The following is a 17,850-nucleotide window of genomic DNA, read 5'->3' as shown; positions in this document are numbered from 1 at the left end:
TCGTTCAGCCTGCCAGGTCCGGGGGAAATGGGCTCATGCGTGGGCGAAATCGAATGCAAGCACGTCGGCGATGCGCGGTGTGCGGTGCATCGCCATCAGCAGGCGATCAATGCCAACGGCAACACCGGCACAGGCGGGCATTGCAGGCAGTGCATGCAACAAGGCTTCATCCAGCGCGGGCTGTACCTGCCCCCGTGCATGGCGGCGCTGCAGGTCATGCTGGAAACGCGCGCGCTGTTCAGCCGCATCGTTCAGTTCATGATAGCCATTGGCCAGCTCCACCGCGCCCAGGTACAACTCGAAACGCTCGGCCAGCGGGGGCGTCCCGGGGCGGATGCGCGCCAGTGCCGCTTGGCTGGCGGGCCAGTCGTGGACCACGGTCATGACCGTGTCATCGAAGTGTGGTTGGATACGGTGGGTCATCAACAGATCCAGCCAATCATCGCGGGTCAGGCCCACCGGATCGATGTGCACCTCGCCCAGCGCGGCGCGCAGTTGGCCCTCATCGGCATCAAACGGGTCCACGCCGGCCTGTTGCTGGAACAGTTCGCGATAGCTCAGCACGCGCAGCGTCGCGCTGCGGCCAACCAGCGCCAGTGCCTGCACCACCAGTTCCGCGGTTTCCTGCAGCAACCGATGGTGGTCCCAGCCAACCCGATACCACTCCAGCATGGTGAACTCGGGATTGTGGCGGCCACCGGCTTCGCCATTGCGGAACACCCGGCCCAGCTCATAGCAGTCGCCCACGCCGGCAGCGAGCAGGCGCTTGAGTGGGAACTCCGGCGAGGTACGCAGCCAGCGTCGGCGTCCGCCCGCATCGACGTGGCCGCTGAAGTCGGTGTGGAAGCTGTCGATATTCGGCTCGGTGTTGCCCGCCACGGAAAGAATCGGCGTTTCCACTTCCAGCACGCCACGCTCGGCGAAGAAGCGCCGCACCAGCGCATTGAGGCTGGCACGCTGTTGCAGGCTGCGCAGCAGTGCCTCGCTCACAGGATGCCCTCCGGGCGCGGATGGTCCAGCGGCAGGGTCAGCAGATCGCGCGTGTCGTCGATGTAGCCACTGGCCAGGTACAGGCGGCGCGCCAGTTCGTTGTGATGGTTCACCTCCAGCCGCAGCCGGCTGACACCACGCCCGCGCGCGCGTTGTTCGCAGATGGCCAGTGCCCGCTTGCCGCGGCCACGGCCACGCGCGCGGTGGCTGAGGTAGAGCTCGTCGAGCAGCATGAAATGGCCGCCCTGCTCCAGGCTGAAGCCCATCGCGATGACCGCATAGCCAACGACGGCCGCGGCCTCGTCCAGCCACAGCAGCACTTCCCCGTTGCGCGGATCGGCCAGCAGCGCATCGACACCACGGCGCACGCGCGCATCGTCGAATTCGATCTTGTCTTCGGCGTAGAAATCGCGCATCAGCGCGATCAGCAGTTCCTCGTCGGCACGGGTGGCCAGGCGGAAATCCAGCGGAGCGGTCTGCATCAGTGTTCCTTTGCGGTTGCGTGCCGGGTGCCTGCGCACCCGGCCGGTTCATCACTCGTGTTCGGCCAGGTAGGCCAGCAGGCGTTCTTCATCCCACACCGGAACGCCCAGCGATTGCGCCTTGTCCAGCTTTGAACCCGCTTCGGTGCCGGCCACCACGAAACTGGTCTTCTTCGACACGCTGCCCGACACCTTGGCGCCCAGCGCCTCCAAGCGCTCCTTGGCGGTATCGCGGTTGAGCTGGGCCAGCGTGCCGGTAAGCACCACCGTCTGCCCGTCCAGCGGACCGGCCACCACGTCGGCCAGGGCCGGCGCACTGGCCAGGATGTGCTTCATCTCCACTTCGGCGGCCAGCAACATCGCGCCATGGCCCTCGCTGTCCAGCCAGTCAGCGACGCCGCGCGCGGTGTCGTCGGGCAGGCCGGCGTTGACGAACTGGCCGTGCTCGGCGTCCAGCACCGCCTGCGCGCTGGGCAGTACTGCGACCAGTTTTTCGGCGCGCAGGCGGGTAATACCGGGAATCTCCGCTTCGACCAGCAACTGGGCCAGGTCCAGCCCCTCGCGCAGCTTCGCACTTGGCGGGTGCACGTCGCTGATGCGCACCTGCCCCACCTGCAGCAGCGCGTCGATGGCCTGCTGGTTGCCTTCCTGTTCGAAGAAGTGGCCCAGCGAGCGCGCCACTTCGCCACCGATGTCGGGCACGCGCTTGAACAACGGCCACGGCAGGCGACGGATCAACGCCAGATCGCCAAACCACTGTGCCAGTGCCTTGGCGGTGCTCTCGCCGACGTGCTCGATGCCCAGTGCGAACAGCAGGCGCTCCAGCGTGGCATCACGGCTGGCATCGATCGCAGCGATCAGGTTGTCAGCCCATTTGGTCGCGATCTTCTTTGTGTTCCATTCAAAGGCTGCCGGCTGCGCCAGTGCCTGCGCGCGCCACCCCGCGTCGTTGCCATCCAGCTTCAACACAGCGTTGAGCACCGCGCCGCTGCCCTCGGCCGGCAGGTGCAGTTTCAGGCTGGCCGCGAGCGCGGAAGGATCTTCAGCATCCAGCACCAGCTTCAGGTGCAGCAGCTGGTCGCGGGTGAGGCGGTACAGATCAGCCACGCTGCTGACGATGCCGGCGTCCACCAGGGTTTCGATGTACTTGTCGCCGAGACCGTCGATATCCATCGCCCGTCGCGAGGCGAAGTGGGCGATGGCCTCCTTGCGCTGCGCCGGGCAGGACAGCTCGCCCGAACAACGCCAGGCAGCAGCCCCTTCCTCGCGCACGATCTCCGAGCCGCACACCGGGCAGCTGGTCGGCATCTGCCAGGGCGTGGTGCCGGCGGGACGGCGGTCGAGAATGACGCTGACCACTTCCGGAATCACATCGCCGGCCCGGCGCACGATCACGCTGTCGCCCACGCGCACATCCAGGCGCGCGATCTGGTCGGCGTTGTGCAGGGTGGCATTGGAGACGATCACACCGGCCACCGCGACCGGCGCCAGGCGCGCCACCGGAGTGGCGGCACCGGTGCGGCCGATCTGGATTTCGATGGCCTCCAGCGTCGTGCTCTGTTCCTGCGCCGGGAACTTGTGCGCGATGGCCCAGCGTGGTGCGCGCGACACGAAGCCCATGGCCTGCTGGCCGGCGCGGTCATCGAGCTTGTAGACCACGCCATCAATGTCGAATGCCAGGCCGTCGCGACGCTCGCCGATGTCACGGTAGTACGCCAGCAGGCCGTCGCTGCCTTCCACCACCTTGCACAGGTCGCTGACCGGGAAACCCCAGTCGCGCAGCTGCGCCAGCGTGCCCGAGTGCGTATCGGGCAACTCACCGCCCTGCACTTCACCGGTACCGTAGGTGAAGAAACTGAGCCTGCGCTGCGCGCTGATCTTCGGGTCAAGCTGGCGCAGCGAACCGGCCGCGGCATTGCGCGGATTGGCCAGCACCTTGCCACCGTGCAGGCGCGCGCGCTCGTTGTAGGCCTCGAAGTCGGCGCGGGCCATGTAGACCTCACCGCGCACTTCCAGCACATCCGGCCAGTCCCTGCCTTTCAGGCGCTTGGGAATGTCGCCGATCTCGCGCAGGTTGGCGGTCACGTCCTCACCGGTGCTGCCATCGCCCCGGGTGGCGCCCAGCACGAAATGACCGTCCTCATAACGCAGGCTGATCGCCAGGCCGTCCATCTTCGGTTCGGCGGAAAAACGCAGCGTGCCGCGGCGCAGGCGCTCATCGATGCGGCGCACGAAGTCGGCCACTTCCTCATCGCTGAAGGCATTGGACAGCGACAGCATCGGTACCGCATGGGTGACTTCGGCGAAACGTCCCGACGGACGTGCGCCGACCTGCTGGGTCGGGCTGTCGGCACGGGCGAGATCAGGATGCTCGCGCTCCAGCGCCTCCAGTTCGCGCACCAGGCGGTCGTAGTCGACGTCGGGGATCTCCGGCGCATCCAGCTCGTGATAGGCGCGATTGGCCTGGGCGATCTGCCGGCGCAGGTCTTCGGCACGTTCGGCGGGGCTGGGGCTCATCGGAATCCGCGGGTTCTGGGATGGCCGGGAATTCTACCGCGCCTGCGCGCAGCACCTTGTAGAACTGGGACATGCGGGACTGGCGGCGAGCAACGGTCGCGCATGATTGGAGACGCTGCATACCCCCTTGCCCACGCTGACCACCAGCGCTAGCGTGCGTCGGTCGCCCTTCCGGAACCGTCCCCTGTGACCTTGCCCGCCTCCCGTCGCCACTTCCTGCAGCTGGCCGGTGCCGGTCTCGCCCTCGCCAGCAGCGGCCTGCCCCGGTCGGCCCAGGCACAGCCGGCGACCGTTGCGCCGCCACCCGCCGATGCGGGCGCGGTGCTGCTGAACTTCAACGAATGCCCCTATGGCCCCTCGCCGGACTGTGGACCGGCCCGCAGGCGGGCCTGGTGGTGGCCGACCCGACCTTCGAGACGCTGGGCGAGATGGCAGCTGCGCGTGGCGCCCACGTGCAGAAGGTGCCGCTGGGCGGCGATGGCGCGCACGACCTGCGCGCGATGGTGGCCGCCGCGCACGCGCGGCCGACCGGCCTGCTGTACGTGTGCAATCCCAACAACCCCACCGGCTCGATCAGTCCGGCCAACGAGCTGGCCTGGCTGCTGGCCAACAAGCCCGCAGGTACCCGGGTGCTGCTGGACGAGGCCTATCTGCAGTACAGCCAACAGCCCAGCCTGATTGCACAGGTGGCCCAGCGCGATGACCTGATCGTGCTGCGCACCTTCTCCAAGCTGTACGGCATGGCCGGCCTGCGTCTTGGCCTGGCTGCAGCGCATCCGGAGCGCCTGCGCGAGCTGGCGAGCCTGGGCGAGAACCCGCTGCCGGTGCCCGCCCTTGCAGCGGCACTGGCCAGCCTGCGTGACCCGCAGTTGATCCCGCAGCGACGCTTGCAGAACGCCAAGGTCCGGCAGGCCACCATCGCCTGGCTGGGCAAGCGTGGTTTCGACTGCCTGCCGACCGAAGCGAACTGCTTCGTGGTGGATGTGCAGCGCGACGGTGCCGCCTTTGCCAGGGCGATGGCGGACAACGGCGTGGTGATCGGCCGCAGCTGGCCGATCTGGCCGCAGCGCGTGCGCGTGACCGTGGGCACCGAGGAAGAGATGGCGCGCTTCCGCAGCGCGTTCGCGAAGGTGGCCGGCGTACCGGTCTGACCCTATCCACGCATGGCGTGGATCTACTGCCGTGGGTGCCGACCGTTGGTCGGCACGCCAGGACCTGCCGCGCTTACCAGCGCGGGGTCTTGGTCAGCGGCGGCGCCTGGTGCTGGCGGTCATAGGCGCGCAGCTCATCACGGATGTGGGCGATGCGCTGGCGGCCGAGCGCGTTGCGGCTGTCATCCAGCACCACGCCATCGAGCAGTTCAGCCATGCGCTGCACGGTCGGCAGCATCTTCTCCCAGGCGTCCAGCGCGGTCAGCGGTGCCGGCAGGGTCAGGAAGAAGGCGATGGCCGGGGTTTCCATGGCGCGGATGTTGCCCATGTCGAAGCTGCCCGGCTTCATGATGCTGGCCATCGAGAAGATCGGGCCTCGCTCGGGATGCCCCTCCACCAGCCGGTGGAAGACATTCATGTGGCCAAACACCAGGCCGGTCTTCTCCGCTGCCACGACGATGTCTTCGCCGCGCAGCTGCTCACCGGCGCGGGCGGCCACGAACAGCGAAACGATCTTGTCGAAATCCTGCGTCGCACGCTTGCCCAGGTCGCTGGCCGCGCCATCGACATCGGGCAGCCCCAGTTCGGCCTGCTCGACCGTCTCGCCCATGCCAGGCTCGACGCGGTCGCCGGCCACAGGCACGCCATCCTCGCCCAGCACCGGCTCGCGACGCTCGCCGCTGCTCGGTTCAGCGCTATCGAGGCGACGACCCTGGGGCTTCTTTTTCGGGCGGCCAAACAGGAAGATCGCAGCGACCAACAGCAGGCCGGCGGCCAGGATGCCGATGCGCAACAGTGCCGTGTCGGACATTCGTTAGGTTCTCCGGCTAGTTCATTCAGGTAACTAGGATGGCACGTCAGGCCGCGCCCGCCAATCGCGCGGCTTCTTCCAGGTCCACGCTGACCAGGCGGCTGACTCCCGGCTCGCGCATCGTCACGCCCGACAACTGGTGCGCCGCTTCCATCGTGGCCTTGTTGTGGCTGACGAACAGGAACTGCACCTTCTCGCTCATTTCCTTGACCATGTTGGCCAGGCGGCCGACGTTGGCTTCATCCAGCGGCGCGTCCACCTCGTCCAGCAGGCAGAACGGTGCCGGGTTGAGCTGGAAGATCGCAAACACCAGCGCCACGGCGGTCATCGCCTTTTCGCCGCCGGACAGCAGCGAGATGCTCGACACGCGCTTGCCCGGGGGACGGGCCATGATGGTCACGCCGGTATCGAGAAGGTCTTCGCCGGTCAGCTCCAGGTAGGCGTGGCCGCCACCGAACAGGCGCGGATACAGCGCCTGCACACCGGCGTTGACACGGTCGAAGGTGTCCTTGAAACGGCCCCGGGTCTCGCGGTCGATCTTGCGGATCGCATCTTCCAGGGTCTCCAGCGCGGTGGTCAGGTCCACGTGCTGGGCATCCAGATACTCCGAGCGCTGCGAGGCTTCGCCATACTCGTGGATCGCGGCCAGGTTGACCGGCTCCAGCCGGCGCATGCGACCGTCGATCTGGTGCACGGCCTGCTCCCAGTCGCCCAGGCGGGCCTCTTCGGGCAGCGCGTTGATCACATCCTGCAGCACGAAACCGGCCTTCTCCACTGCGCCCTGCAGGGTTTCGGCACTGAGTACCAGCGCCTGCTGGTCCAGCTTGCGCTGCGAGATGCGCTCGCGCTGGGACAGCGCCTGCTCGTCGCGCTGGTGGCGGGTCTGCTCGTAGTTGCGCAGTTCGGCATCGATGCCATCCAGCAACGTGCGCGCTTCGGTCAGCACGCGATCGGCACGGACACGCTCTTCCAGCGCGTTCTGGTGCTCGGCCTGCAGCGATTCGACCGGGGTATCGCCTTCGTCCAGCTGCGAATGCAGTTCGCCCAAGCGTGCATCAAGCTGGCCACGCTGGGTGCTCATGCGTTCCAGCGCCTGGCTCAACGACGCCACCTGGGCGCGCTGTGATTCCAGGGTCAGGGCCAACGCGTGCGACCGCTCGCGCACCGCACGGGCGGCGTCGCGGGCCAGATCACGCGCCTCGGTCAACTGACGGCGTTCGCCCTCCAGGCCCTGCCGGTTCGACTCCAGGTCACCCATGCTGTTGACCGCATTCTCCAACCGCGCACGCGCTTCACGCGCCTGCTCGCGATTGATGTCCAGGGTCTCCAGCAACTGGCTGAGCTCGCCTTCGATACGGTCGATGCGCGTACGTGCCGCCTCCACCTTGCCCTGCTGGCCCTGCAACTGGCCGGCCAGTTCGGACACCGCGCGGTGCGCCAGGTACAGCGCACGCTGCGCATCCTCGCGCTGCTGTTCGGCGGCCAACAGGTGCTCGCGGAAACCGGCCAGCTGTTCTTCCAGTTCGGCTTCGCGCGATTGCAGCTGCTCGATCTGCTCGCGCAGTTCGTTGATTTCGCGTTCGCGCAGCAGCGCGCCCTGCTTGGCGGCGCCGGAGCGCGACACGCGCACCCAGCCCTCGCCCAGGCGTTCACCGCCCTGGGTGATGATGGAATCGCCCTCGGGCAGGCTGGCCTGCAGTGCATTGGCTTCGGCAAGGTCACGCGCGCCGTGCAGGCGTGCAAGCAGGCGCCGGATCGGCGCCGGGCCACGCACGCGTGCAGCCAGCGAGGTCGGCGCAACCTTCAGGTCCGCACCGTCATTGGCAACCAGCGCGATGCGGCCTTCGCCCAGCTCACCCAACGCATCGACCAGGCTGGCCGGGTCGTCGACCAGCACGCCTTCGATCAATTGACCGAGCGCGCTTTCCACTGCGTTTTCCCAACCCGCATCAACATCCAGGCGCTCACCCACGCGCGCGGCCGAATCCAGCCCACGCGACTTCAGCCACGCCACCGCCGCGCCCTGCTCCTGGCCGAGTGCAGCCTGCTGCAGGGTTTCCAGCGAAGACAGGCGCCCGCGCAGGCCATTGACCTGCTTGCGCAGCTCGGCCAGCTCGTTCTGCCCGTTGCGCTGCTGCTCCTGCACGGCGGCGACACCGTGCTTGCGCTCCTCGACCTGCTCGGTCAGCTCATCCAGCGCGGTCTTCTGCGTATCGTGCTGCAGGTGCAGCTGCTCGAAGACTTCCTCCAGTGCATCCACGTCCAGCCCGGCACGTTCGGCCGCCAGCGCTTCGCGGCGACGATCGGCATCAAGGATCTGCTTGTCCAGGTAGTCCACGCGGGTGCGCTCGACCTCGCCGGCGCGCGAGGCTTCCGAGCTCTGCGAGCTGTGCTGCTCCCAACGCTGCTGCCAATCGGACAACCGCGCTTCGGCCTCACGCAGGCCTTCCTGCTTGATCTCGTTTTCTTCCTGCAGCGCTTCCAGCTGCGGGGTGGCCGCATCGACCGCTTCGCGCAGCACCATCAGCTTGGCCTCGTCGCCGCTGATGTGCTGGCCCAGTTCGGCCAGTGCCTGGCGGGTTTCATCGCGCGCCTTGTGCAGGCGCTGCGACAGTTCGCGCTGGTGCTGGATCTGCTGTTCGAGGCGGGCCAGCGTGCTGCCCACCTGGTAGACCTCGGCCTGCGCGGCATTGAGCGCGTCGGCAGCCTCCTCGCGGCGCACGCGGGAAGTCTCGATCCGCGCCTCGGCGTCGCGCTGGTCGGCAATCAGCTGCTGCAGCTTGGTTTCTTCCTGCGACAGCCCTTCGCGCAGCTTGGACAGGCGACCATCCAGGCCACGGTATTCCAGCGCCTTCCACTCCGCGTCCTTGACCCGGCGCTCTTCCTGCAACGCCTGGTACTGCTCGGCCTGCCTGGCCTGCCGCTTGAGGTGCTCGAGCTGCTTGGTGATTTCCTCGCGCAGGTCGCCAAGGCGGTCCAGGTTCTCGCGGGTGTGGCGGATGCGGGTCTCGGTCTCCTTGCGGCGTTCCTTGTACTTGGAGATGCCGGCGGCCTCTTCCAGGTACACGCGCAGGTCTTCCGGGCGCGCTTCGATGATCTGGCTGATCATGCCCTGCTCAATGATCGAGTAGCTGCGCGGGCCCAGGCCGGTGCCGAGGAACAGGTCGGTGATGTCGCGACGGCGGCACTTAGTGCCGTTGAGGTAATAATTGCTGCTGCCGTCACGGCTGACGGTACGCTTGACCGAGATCTCGTTGAACGAGGCGTACTCGCCGGAGATCGTGTGGTCGGAGTTGTCGAAGATCAGCTCGACGGTGGCCTGCGAGACCGGCTTGCGGGCATTGGAACCGGAGAAGATCACGTCGGTGAGCGAGTCACCACGCAGGCGGCTGGCCGAACTTTCACCCATGACCCAACGCACCGCGTCGATGATGTTCGACTTGCCGCAGCCATTGGGGCCCACCACGCCGGTCATGTTGGTCGGCAGGTGCAGGGTGGTCGGATCGACGAAGGACTTGAAGCCAGACAGCTTGATCGTGGAAAGACGCATGGCGTGATTGGGTTCCGGGCAAGGGCCTTACGGCCGCCACCATAGTGGATGTCAGGTCAGCCAGCACCTCAAGCCCTTGATTTCAAAAGAATTCAACAAGGCCAAGGGTGACGCAATGGAATGAGTATAGCGGGGCCAATGTTCCACGGGCGGGATGGCCGTGGCAGGAGGCTCAGCGCTCACGCCCGCTCGCGCTTCCCGGCTCCGCCGGGGGCCGCCACGGACACCAACCCGGGTCCGGAAAATGAGACCAACGCATTGATCTTCATGGATTCATCCAGGCTCTGTCGGCGCAGGCGCAGCAGGCCAAGCACCGGCCCGGCCGGACGGGCCGCCCCAAAACAAAACGGGCACCCTTGCGGGCGCCCGTTCTGGTGATACCAGGCCTTGCGGCGTGGGATCAGGCCTTTTCGGCTTCAACCACGACCTTGACGGTGGTCTCGACGTCCGCGTGCAGGTGCACCAGGACTTCGTACTCGCCAATGTTGCGGAAGGCGCCTTCGCCCAGGATGACTTCGCTCTTGCTCAGCGCCAGGCCGGCAGCGGTGAAGGCATCAGCGATTTCGCGGGCGCCGACCGAGCCGTACAGCTTGCCTTCGGTCGAAGCGTTGGCGGCGACGGTCACGCTCGCGCCTTCCAGCTTGGCCTTGCGGGCTTCGGCTTCAGCGTGGATGGACTGGGCCTTGGCTTCGTATTCGGCGCGCTTGGCTTCGAACTCGGCCTTGTTGCTCTCGGTGGCCGGAACGGCCTTGCCCTGCGGCACGAGGAAGTTACGGCCGTAGCCCGGCTTCACGTCGACCAGGTCGCCCAGGTTGCCGAGGTTGGTGACTTTCTGCAGGAGGATCAGCTGCATGGTATTGCTCCAGATAAGTTATTCGTTAGCGAGGCGCGGGCCCCGCAACAAAGGCTGTCCGAATAGCTGGCACAGCGGGGGCAGCGCGAAGCTGCCCCGCCGGCATCAGACGTCGTGGTTGTCGGTGTACGGAATCAGGGCCAGGAAGCGAGCGCGCTTGACGGCGGTCGCCAGCTGACGCTGGTACTTCGACTTGGTACCGGTGACGCGGCTCGGCACGATCTTGCCGTTCTCGGTCAGGTACTGGCGCAGGGTGTTGAGATCCTTGTAATCGATCTCCTTGACACCTTCAGCCGTGAACTTGCAGAACTTGCGGCGACGGAAGAACTTGGACATGTCAGTGCTCCTTAGGCGGCCGAAGCGGCGTCGTCGCCGGCATCGTTGTCAGCGGCGGGGGTGGTTTCGCCTTCTTCGTCATCACGACGACGACGCTCACCACGCTCGGGCTTGTCGCCCTTCTCGTCCTTGCTCTTCATGATCAGCGACTGCTCGGTGTCAGCCTCGTCACGCTTGATGACCAGGTTGCGCAGCACGGCGTCGTTGAAGCGGAAGCTCTCGGTCAGTTCGGTCAGCACGGCCTGGTCGACTTCGATGTTCAGCAGCACGTAGTGCGCCTTCACCAGGTTCTGGATCGGGTACGCCAGCTGGCGGCGGCCCCAGTCTTCCAGACGGTGGATGGTGCCGTTGCCGTTCTCGACCAGCGACTTGTAGCGCTCGATCATGGCCGGGACCTGCTCGCTCTGGTCCGGGTGGACCATGAACACGATTTCGTAATGACGACTCATGTTTTTCTACCTTTCGGATGTGGCCTTGCGGCCGGACAGCCCCCCGCCGTTGATACCGCGGTGGGGCAAGGGATCCTGCCAGGGAGGCAGGAAGCCGCGCATTATGGCGCAGATGGGGCTGCCGGGCAACCGGCGAGCCGCAGAGCGACCTGAATCTGGTAGCGCCGGGCCATGCCCGGCGAACGCGGAAACCGCCCCGGGCTACCCCAGATCCACATGCAGGCGGTGCTGGCCGCATTGCAGGCACTGGAACAGGCAGCCGACCATCTCCCCGTCCCGGCTCAGGTGTTCCAGCAGCCAGTCGGCGTCGCGCGGGTTGACCTCGGCCACGTCCGGCCGCACCTGGTCGAGGATGGGCAGGAGGTCCTCGCTGCCGGCAAAGCCGAGGAAGGCGCAGGGCCGTTCACAATGGCTCAGCCAGACCGATTGCTGCCAGGACGAGTAACCCGGGGTGCGCTCGCAGATCTCCAGCAGCAGCTCACGGGCGATGGTTGGCGGCGGGTCGGCTGGATCCGGGGATACCCCCTCGATATCGCTCCAGCCGGTGAATTCACCCTCGTAACTGGCCGCTGCCCTGCCATCGGCGATACACCAGGGGCACAGGTAATCGGGACGCAGAGGTGTGTAGAACGGCCCCCGGTAACGAAGCATCCGCGACTGACCGCAGCAGTCACAGATCCCCTCGACCTCTTCGAAGGAGAGGGCGTAGGCGTTGGGGTGATAAATGAAAAGCGGTCGTTCCATCCGTGGATCCCTTCCCTGCCGACCAAGGTCGGCATCTACCAGAGCAGGTTCCGATAGCGCCGGACCACGTCCGGCGGGCGCCAGAATCGGCCGTCAGGCCTTGTCGGCGTCGGTGGTGAAGCTTTCGCCGCAGCCACACTCGGCGGTGGCATTCGGGTTGCTGAACGTGAAGGTCTCGCTCAGGCCGTGCTTGCCGAAGTCGATCACGGTGCCGTCCACCAGGGCCAAGCTCTTGGCGTCGACATAGATCTTCACCCCGTCCTGGTCGAACACGGTGTCGTCCGCGCGCTCGTCGCGGGCCAGGTCGGTGACGTGGCCCCAGCCCGAGCAGCCGGTCTTGGTCACGCCAAAACGCAGGCCCAGCGCGCCGGGGGTCTGGGCGACGAAGCGCTGCACGCGCTCGAAGGCAATAGGGGTCAGGCTGACAGCCATGGTGGATCACTCCAGAGGTACCGGGACATTATAGGGAGCCGATGACCGCAGAAATGCCTCGCAAGCAGAACGCTGCAACCGGTAAACTCCCGTGTTCATAGATCGAGTCGATCAGCAGAGGATTCAAGTCATGACGGTGGTCAGCGTTGAACATGCGCTTGCCGGGAAGATCCCGGAAGGTGGCGAAGTCACGGTACGCGGTTGGGTGCGCACGGTGCGCGGTTCAGCAAATCTGGCTTTCGTGAATGTGACCGACGGCTCCTGCTTCGCCCCGATCCAGGTCGTGGCCGGCGACGCGCTGGCCAACTTCGACGAGATCAAGCGCCTGACCACCGGCTGCTCGCTGGTGGCCACTGGCACGCTGGTGAAGTCGCAGGGCAAGGGCCAGTCGTTCGAGATCCAGGCCAGCGCGGTCGAGGTGGTCGGCTGGGTCGAAGACCCGCTCACCTACCCGATCCAGCCCAAGCCGATGACGCCGGAGTTCCTGCGTGAAGTGGCGCACCTGCGCCCGCGCACCAACCTGTTCGGCGCGGTCACCCGCATCCGCAACTGCCTGGCCCAGGCCGTGCACCGCTTCTTCCACGAGAACGGCTTCAACTGGATCAGCACCCCGATCATCACCACCTCCGACGCCGAAGGCGCCGGCCAGATGTTCCGCGTGTCCACCCTGGACATGGTGAACCTGCCGCGTGACGCCCAGGGCGGGATCGACTTCAGCCGCGACTTCTTCGGCAAGGAAACCTTCCTGACCGTGTCCGGCCAGCTGAACGTCGAGGCCTACTGCCTGGCGCTGAGCAAGGTGTACACCTTCGGCCCGACCTTCCGCGCCGAGAACAGCCACACCACCCGCCACCTGGCGGAGTTCTGGATGATCGAGCCGGAAATCGCCTTCGCCGACCTGGCCGAAGACGCACGCCTGGCCGAGGAATTCCTGAAGTACCTGTTCCGCGCGGTGCTCAACGAGCGCGGCGACGACCTGGCCTTCATCGCCGAGCGCGTGGACAAGAACGCGATCACCAAGCTGGAAGACTTCATCAACGCGCCGTTCGAACGCATCGACTACACCGATGCGGTCAGCCTGCTGCAGAAGTCCGGAAAGAAGTTCGACTTCCCGGTCGAATGGGGCCTGGACCTGCAGACCGAGCACGAGCGCTGGCTGACCGAGGAACACGTCGGTCGCCCGGTGGTGGTGACCAACTACCCCGAGCACATCAAGGCCTTCTACATGCGCCTGAACGATGACGGCAAGACCGTCGCGGCGATGGACGTGCTGGCCCCGGGCATCGGCGAGATCATCGGTGGCAGCCAGCGCGAAGAGCGCCTGGACGTGCTGGATGCACGCATGGCGCAGTTCGGCCTGGATCGCGAGCACTACAGCTGGTACCGCGATTTCCGCCGCTACGGCTCGGTACCGCACGCCGGCTTCGGCCTGGGCTTCGAGCGCCTGGTGGTGTATGTCTGCGGCCTGTCCAACATCCGCGATGCGATCCCCTACCCGCGCGCCCCGGGCAGCGCGGACTTCTAAGCCCACACGCACGACCACGGAGGTACTGCCCCCATGACCCTGTTCTTCGCCCTGTGTTTCGTCGGCGTTGCAGTGGCCGGGTTCAGTGCCTTCGTGATTTTCTGGCCGCTGACCCTGGTGCATGTGCGCGATCGCCATCCGGCGCTGGCGCAGCGCTTCGGCAGTGGCGCCTTCCTCAAGCCCGATGCGCTGGGCTGGCTGCTGCGGCGCGAATACCGCACCCAGCCGGACCGCTCGCTGTCCGGGCTGGCGACGCCCGCCTGGGTATCGCTGCTGACCCTGCTGGCCGGACTGGGCATGGCTGCCCTGCTCTGGCTGGCCTCGCTCTGGTAAGACACACATGAACGAACTCTCCCACGTGCGCGACAGCTGGTGGCTGGCCAGCCTCGGCAACACCCTGATCTGGGCACGCCTGCGCATCCGCGAGGCCGGCACCGCCGAAGTGCTGGACAGCGATGGCAATACGCTGAGCTACGACAGCGAAGACACCGCCCGCTCGCAGCTGTTCGATGCCGAGTTCGTCGAGTACGACGGCCTGGATGAAGAAGATGCCCTGGTGCGCGGTTTCTCGCTGCATGAAGTGCAGCCACCGCAGGCAGGCAGCGACGAAGGCCTGCGCGGGCGCATGGTGCAGTCGCTCGGCAGCCGCGCCTGAGGCCAACCGATGTTCACCCCGCGCGCTTTCGCCGAGACCGACCTGCTGTGGCTGGATCGCCTGCTGGCGCGTGATCCGTTCGTCACCGTGCTGACCGCCGGTGGCAATGGCCTGCCGGAACTGACCCGGCTGCCGGTGCTGTACCAGCGCGACGGCGACCACATCGAGCTGCGCGGCCACTGGGCCCGTGCCAACCCGCAGGCACGCCACAGCGGTGCGGCCAAGGTGCTGGTGGAGGGGCCGCATGGCTATGTATCGGCCAGCTGGTACCCGGACAAGGAACCGATGGCACGGGTGCCCACCTGGAACTACGCAGCCGCCGAGCTGCGCGGCCAGTTGCAGCCCTTCGACGATACCGATGCCCTGGCCCAGCTGGTCAGCGATACCGGCGACCACTTCGAAGCCAGCGTCGGCCAGAACTGGCGGTTCGAACCCGAGCGTGACGACCACCGCCGCCAGCTGCGCGGCATCGTCGGCTTCCGCTTCACCGTCGAGCAGGTGCAGCTGACGCTGAAGCTGAGCCAGAATCACCCCGAGGCCAACCAGCAGGCGGTGATGGCCGAACTGGAACGCCTGGACAACCCCCATTCCACCGAACTGGCGCAGTGGATGCGCCGGTATCGCGACGAAGCCGCCGCAGGCAGCTGAGCGCCCTGTTTCCCGCGACGACGCGACCAGAACGGCCGCGCCTTGCCCCCACCCGACGTCAGGGACCCCGAACATGAAAGACATCCACAAGCTGCTGCAGAACAACCGCGACTGGGCTGACCGGATCGAGAAGGAAGATCCGGATTTCTTCCATCAGCTGGCCAAGCAGCAGCATCCGGAATACCTGTGGATCGGCTGTTCCGACTCGCGCGTGCCGGCCAACCAGATCATCGGCATGGCCCCGGGTGAGGTGTTCGTGCATCGCAACGTGGCCAACGTGGTCGCCCATACCGACCTGAACTGCCTGAGCGTGGTGCAGTACGCGGTGGACCAGCTGAAGGTGAAGCACATCCTGATCGTCGGCCACTACGGCTGTGGTGGCGTACACGCATGCCTGCACAACACCCGGGTCGGCCTGGCTGACAACTGGCTGCGCCACGTCGGTGATGTCATGCAGAAGCACACCGCCATCCTCGATGCGATCGATACCGATGAACTCAAGCACGCACGCCTGTGCGAACTGAATGTGATCGAGCAGGTCGCCAACCTGTGCCGCTCCACGATCGTGCAGGACGCCTGGGCCCGCGGCCAGAAGCTGATGGTGCACGGCTGGGTGTACAGCCTGAAGGACGGCCGCGTGCGCGAGATGGGCATCGACGTCGGCTCCCAGGAAGACCTGCAGCCGGCCTATGAAAAGGCGCTGTCCTATGTTCCGCGCAAGGGCAAGCGCGACTGATCCCCTGGGGAAGACACCATGCTCGCTTCGCCGATAAACCTGCACGCCTGGATCGAGGAAAACCGGCATCTGTTGAAGCCGCCGGTCGGCAACAAGATGATCGACAACGGCGATTTCATCGTGATGGTGGTCGGCGGGCCGAACAGCCGCACCGATTTCCACTACGACGAAGGCCCGGAGTGGTTCTACCAGCTGGAAGGGGAGATGGTGCTGAAGGTGCAGGAGGATGGCGCGGTGCGCGATATCCCGATCCGGGCCGGCGAGATCTTCCTGCTGCCGGGCAAGGTGCCGCACTCACCGCGGCGCCCGCCCGGTGGCGTCGGCCTGGTGGTGGAACGCAAGCGCCTGCCGCATGAACGCGATGGCGTGATCTGGCATTGCGAGCGCTGCAACCACAAGCTGTACGAAGAGTACTTCACGCTGCAGAACATCGAGACCGACCTGCCGAAGGTGTTCGCGCACTACCAGGCCAGCCTGGAACTGCGCACCTGCAGCGCGTGCGGCCACGTGGATCCGTTGCCGGCGCCAGCGGATTGAACGTTCGCCGGGCATGGCCCGGCGCTACCCAAGCACGCGACCTCCGGGTAGCGCCGGGCCACGCCCGGCGAGCGCACCGCGAGGCATCATGCATGCCCCAGGCGCTACACTGGCAACCCCGTTGCAGCCTGTTGCCCGACCATGTCCGACCTGCTCAGCCGCACCCACGCCATTGCCCTTGATGCCGCCGATCCGCTGCGGCCGCTGCGGCAGGAATTCCTGATTCCGCGCCACGGCGGCGGTGAGCAGACCTACTTCGTCGGCAACTCGCTGGGCCTGCAGCCGCGCGGTGCGCAGGCTGCGGTGCAGGAAGTGATGAAGCAGTGGGGCGAACTGGCAGTGGAAGGCCACTTCACCGGGCCGACCCAATGGCTGTCGTACCACCGCCTGGTCAGCGCACAGCTGGCGCGCGTGGTCGGTGCACTGCCCAGCGAAGTGGTGGCAATGAACACGCTGAGCGTGAACCTGCACCTGATGATGGTCAGCTTCTACCGGCCCACGGCCGAACGCCCGGTGATCCTGATGGAAGCCGGCGCGTTCCCGACCGACCGCCATGCGGTGGAGGCGCAGATCCGCTTCCATGGCTTCGACCCGGCCGACTGCCTGGTGGAAGTGCAGCCGGATGAAGCCAACGGCACGATCTCGATGGCTGCCATCGAGCGTGCGATCGCCGCGCACGGTCCGCGCCTGGCGCTGGTGTTGTGGCCCGGCGTGCAGTACCGCAGCGGCCAGGCCTTCGACCTGGATGCGATCACCCGCGCCGCACGCCTGCAGGGCGCGCGCATCGGCTTCGACCTGGCGCACTCGGTCGGCAACCTGCCGCTGCGCCTGCATGACGTCGCCCCGGATTTCGCCGTGTGGTGCCACTACAAGTACCTCAACAGCGGCCCGGGCGCCGTGGCCGGTGCCTTCGTACACGAGCGCCATCATCGCGACACCACCCTGCCGCGCTTCGCCGGTTGGTGGGGCCACGACGAAGCCACCCGCTTCCAGATGGCACCGCAGTTCACGCCGGCGGTCGGTGCCGAGGGCTGGCAGCTGAGCAACCCGCCGATCCTCGGCCTGGCGCCACTGCGGGCATCGCTGGACCTGTTCGAACGCGCTGGTATGGAATCGCTGCGCAGCAAGTCGCTGGCACTGACCGGCATGCTCGACGCACTGGTACGCGCGCGCCTGCCGCAGGTGCTTGAGATCGTCACCCCGGCCGAGCCGGAGCGCCGCGGCTGCCAGCTGTCGCTGCGGGTGATCGGTGGCCGCGAGCGTGGACGCGCCCTGTTCGAACACCTGCGCGCCATCGGCGTGCTGGGTGACTGGCGCGAACCGGACGTCATCCGCATCTCGCCCACCCCGCTCTACAACCGCTACCTCGACGTGCACCACTTCGTCGAGGAAGTGGAAGCCTGGGCTGGCCTGTAAGCCGCCCTCCCCTACTGC

17 protein-coding genes and 1 pseudogene are annotated in these 17,850 nt (G+C 66.6%); 8 read left to right on the top strand and 10 right to left on the bottom strand.

Annotation, left to right across the window (positions count from 1 at the left end):
- Nucleotides 1-33: 33 nt before the first annotated feature.
- From epmA to ligA, 3 genes are read right to left on the bottom strand one after another with little or no spacing between them, the layout of a single operon-like run.
- Nucleotides 34-990, bottom strand: a complete 957-nt coding sequence (epmA, locus tag ACUXVE_RS08275; RefSeq protein ID WP_222388905.1) for an EF-P lysine aminoacylase EpmA — start codon at nt 988-990, stop codon at nt 34-36.
- Nucleotides 987-1,472, bottom strand: coding sequence for a GNAT family N-acetyltransferase (locus tag ACUXVE_RS08270; RefSeq protein WP_025876917.1), 486 nt, complete (start codon nt 1,470-1,472; stop codon nt 987-989). Before ACUXVE_RS08270 ends, epmA begins: the two co-directional genes overlap by 4 nt.
- 51 nt (nt 1,473-1,523) lie before the next feature.
- A complete protein-coding gene (ligA, locus tag ACUXVE_RS08265; protein ID WP_445514241.1) occupies nt 1,524-3,995 on the bottom strand; it encodes an NAD-dependent DNA ligase LigA in 2,472 nt (823 codons plus the stop codon).
- Between the two features lie 180 nt (nt 3,996-4,175).
- Here ligA and ACUXVE_RS08260 point away from each other — a divergent pair.
- Nucleotides 4,176-5,140 (top strand): annotated as a pseudogene (locus ACUXVE_RS08260) (aminotransferase class I/II-fold pyridoxal phosphate-dependent enzyme).
- Between the two features lie 73 nt (nt 5,141-5,213).
- On the opposite strand, the gene zipA reads toward ACUXVE_RS08260, so the two are convergent.
- The 7 genes from zipA to ACUXVE_RS08225 form a co-directional block, all read right to left on the bottom strand.
- Nucleotides 5,214-5,951: a cell division protein ZipA gene (zipA, locus tag ACUXVE_RS08255; RefSeq protein ID WP_093819073.1), complete on the bottom strand. Its 738-nt coding sequence runs from the start codon at nt 5,949-5,951 to the stop codon at nt 5,214-5,216.
- Nucleotides 5,952-5,997: 46 nt separating this feature from the next.
- The gene (gene smc, locus ACUXVE_RS08250) at nt 5,998-9,501 is read right to left on the bottom strand and encodes a chromosome segregation protein SMC (RefSeq protein WP_445514191.1); all 3,504 of its coding nucleotides are present in this window, start codon (nt 9,499-9,501) and stop codon (nt 5,998-6,000) included.
- A 400-nt stretch (nt 9,502-9,901) separates the two neighbouring features.
- Nucleotides 9,902-10,354 (bottom strand): 50S ribosomal protein L9, encoded by a 453-nt coding sequence (gene rplI, locus ACUXVE_RS08245; RefSeq protein WP_049469063.1) that lies wholly within the window; start codon nt 10,352-10,354, stop codon nt 9,902-9,904.
- Nucleotides 10,355-10,459: 105 nt separating this feature from the next.
- Nucleotides 10,460-10,690, bottom strand: a complete 231-nt coding sequence (gene rpsR, locus ACUXVE_RS08240) for a 30S ribosomal protein S18 (protein ID WP_002804494.1) — start codon at nt 10,688-10,690, stop codon at nt 10,460-10,462.
- An 11-nt stretch (nt 10,691-10,701) separates the two neighbouring features.
- Nucleotides 10,702-11,139, bottom strand: coding sequence for a 30S ribosomal protein S6 (rpsF, locus tag ACUXVE_RS08235; protein WP_025876882.1), 438 nt, complete (start codon nt 11,137-11,139; stop codon nt 10,702-10,704).
- 201 nt (nt 11,140-11,340) lie between these two features.
- Nucleotides 11,341-11,883, bottom strand: coding sequence for a CbrC family protein (locus ACUXVE_RS08230; protein WP_445514190.1), 543 nt, complete (start codon nt 11,881-11,883; stop codon nt 11,341-11,343).
- 93 nt (nt 11,884-11,976) lie between these two features.
- Nucleotides 11,977-12,315, bottom strand: a complete 339-nt coding sequence (locus ACUXVE_RS08225) for a HesB/IscA family protein (RefSeq protein WP_012511555.1) — start codon at nt 12,313-12,315, stop codon at nt 11,977-11,979.
- Nucleotides 12,316-12,445: 130 nt separating this feature from the next.
- Here ACUXVE_RS08225 and asnS point away from each other — a divergent pair, with 130 nt between their 5' ends.
- From asnS to kynU, 7 genes are all read left to right on the top strand, one after another.
- Complete coding sequence (gene asnS / locus ACUXVE_RS08220; protein WP_012511556.1) at nt 12,446-13,840, top strand: asparagine--tRNA ligase; 1,395 nt, start codon at nt 12,446-12,448, stop codon at nt 13,838-13,840.
- A 33-nt stretch (nt 13,841-13,873) separates the two neighbouring features.
- A complete protein-coding gene (locus ACUXVE_RS08215; RefSeq protein ID WP_006376524.1) occupies nt 13,874-14,173 on the top strand; it encodes a hypothetical protein in 300 nt (99 codons plus the stop codon).
- A 7-nt stretch (nt 14,174-14,180) separates the two neighbouring features.
- Nucleotides 14,181-14,495 (top strand): hypothetical protein, encoded by a 315-nt coding sequence (locus ACUXVE_RS08210; RefSeq protein WP_006376526.1) that lies wholly within the window; start codon nt 14,181-14,183, stop codon nt 14,493-14,495.
- A 9-nt stretch (nt 14,496-14,504) separates the two neighbouring features.
- Nucleotides 14,505-15,143 carry an FMN-binding negative transcriptional regulator gene (locus tag ACUXVE_RS08205; RefSeq protein WP_445514189.1) on the top strand — a complete coding sequence of 213 codons (639 nt, stop codon included), beginning with the start codon at nt 14,505-14,507 and terminating at the stop codon, nt 15,141-15,143.
- A gap of 73 nt (nt 15,144-15,216) precedes the next feature.
- Complete coding sequence (gene can / locus ACUXVE_RS08200; RefSeq protein ID WP_093819067.1) at nt 15,217-15,879, top strand: carbonate dehydratase; 663 nt, start codon at nt 15,217-15,219, stop codon at nt 15,877-15,879.
- A gap of 18 nt (nt 15,880-15,897) precedes the next feature.
- Nucleotides 15,898-16,416, top strand: a complete 519-nt coding sequence (locus tag ACUXVE_RS08195) for a 3-hydroxyanthranilate 3,4-dioxygenase (RefSeq protein WP_093819066.1) — start codon at nt 15,898-15,900, stop codon at nt 16,414-16,416.
- A 141-nt stretch (nt 16,417-16,557) separates the two neighbouring features.
- On the top strand, nt 16,558-17,832 hold the full coding sequence (gene kynU, locus ACUXVE_RS08190; RefSeq protein ID WP_093819065.1) for a kynureninase: 1,275 nt from the start codon (nt 16,558-16,560) through the stop codon (nt 17,830-17,832).
- Nucleotides 17,833-17,850: the final 18 nt, after the last annotated feature.

It is taken from the genome of Stenotrophomonas sp. 3(2025), from assembly GCF_052665395.1.
The sequence above is the reverse complement of the archived record's forward strand: the minus strand, read 5'-3'. Positions and strand labels throughout refer to the sequence as shown.

Excerpts from the sequence above, each read along its gene's own strand:
- rpsF (WP_025876882.1), bottom strand. The coding sequence starts at position 11,139 with ATGAGTCGTCATTACGAAATCGTGTTCATGGTCCACCCGGACCAGAGC.
- rplI (WP_049469063.1), bottom strand. The coding sequence starts at position 10,354 with ATGCAGCTGATCCTCCTGCAGAAAGTCACCAACCTCGGCAACCTGGGC.
- ACUXVE_RS08225 (WP_012511555.1), bottom strand. The coding sequence starts at position 12,315 with ATGGCTGTCAGCCTGACCCCTATTGCCTTCGAGCGCGTGCAGCGCTTC.
- asnS (WP_012511556.1), top strand. The coding sequence starts at position 12,446 with ATGACGGTGGTCAGCGTTGAACATGCGCTTGCCGGGAAGATCCCGGAA.
- smc (WP_445514191.1), bottom strand. The coding sequence starts at position 9,501 with ATGCGTCTTTCCACGATCAAGCTGTCTGGCTTCAAGTCCTTCGTCGAT.
- ACUXVE_RS08270 (WP_025876917.1), bottom strand. The coding sequence starts at position 1,472 with ATGCAGACCGCTCCGCTGGATTTCCGCCTGGCCACCCGTGCCGACGAG.
- zipA (WP_093819073.1), bottom strand. The coding sequence starts at position 5,951 with ATGTCCGACACGGCACTGTTGCGCATCGGCATCCTGGCCGCCGGCCTG.
- can (WP_093819067.1), top strand. The coding sequence starts at position 15,217 with ATGAAAGACATCCACAAGCTGCTGCAGAACAACCGCGACTGGGCTGAC.
- ACUXVE_RS08210 (WP_006376526.1), top strand. The coding sequence starts at position 14,181 with ATGAACGAACTCTCCCACGTGCGCGACAGCTGGTGGCTGGCCAGCCTC.
- rpsR (WP_002804494.1), bottom strand. The coding sequence starts at position 10,690 with ATGTCCAAGTTCTTCCGTCGCCGCAAGTTCTGCAAGTTCACGGCTGAA.
- kynU (WP_093819065.1), top strand. The coding sequence starts at position 16,558 with ATGTCCGACCTGCTCAGCCGCACCCACGCCATTGCCCTTGATGCCGCC.
- ACUXVE_RS08230 (WP_445514190.1), bottom strand. The coding sequence starts at position 11,883 with ATGGAACGACCGCTTTTCATTTATCACCCCAACGCCTACGCCCTCTCC.
- ACUXVE_RS08195 (WP_093819066.1), top strand. The coding sequence starts at position 15,898 with ATGCTCGCTTCGCCGATAAACCTGCACGCCTGGATCGAGGAAAACCGG.
- ACUXVE_RS08205 (WP_445514189.1), top strand. The coding sequence starts at position 14,505 with ATGTTCACCCCGCGCGCTTTCGCCGAGACCGACCTGCTGTGGCTGGAT.
- ACUXVE_RS08215 (WP_006376524.1), top strand. The coding sequence starts at position 13,874 with ATGACCCTGTTCTTCGCCCTGTGTTTCGTCGGCGTTGCAGTGGCCGGG.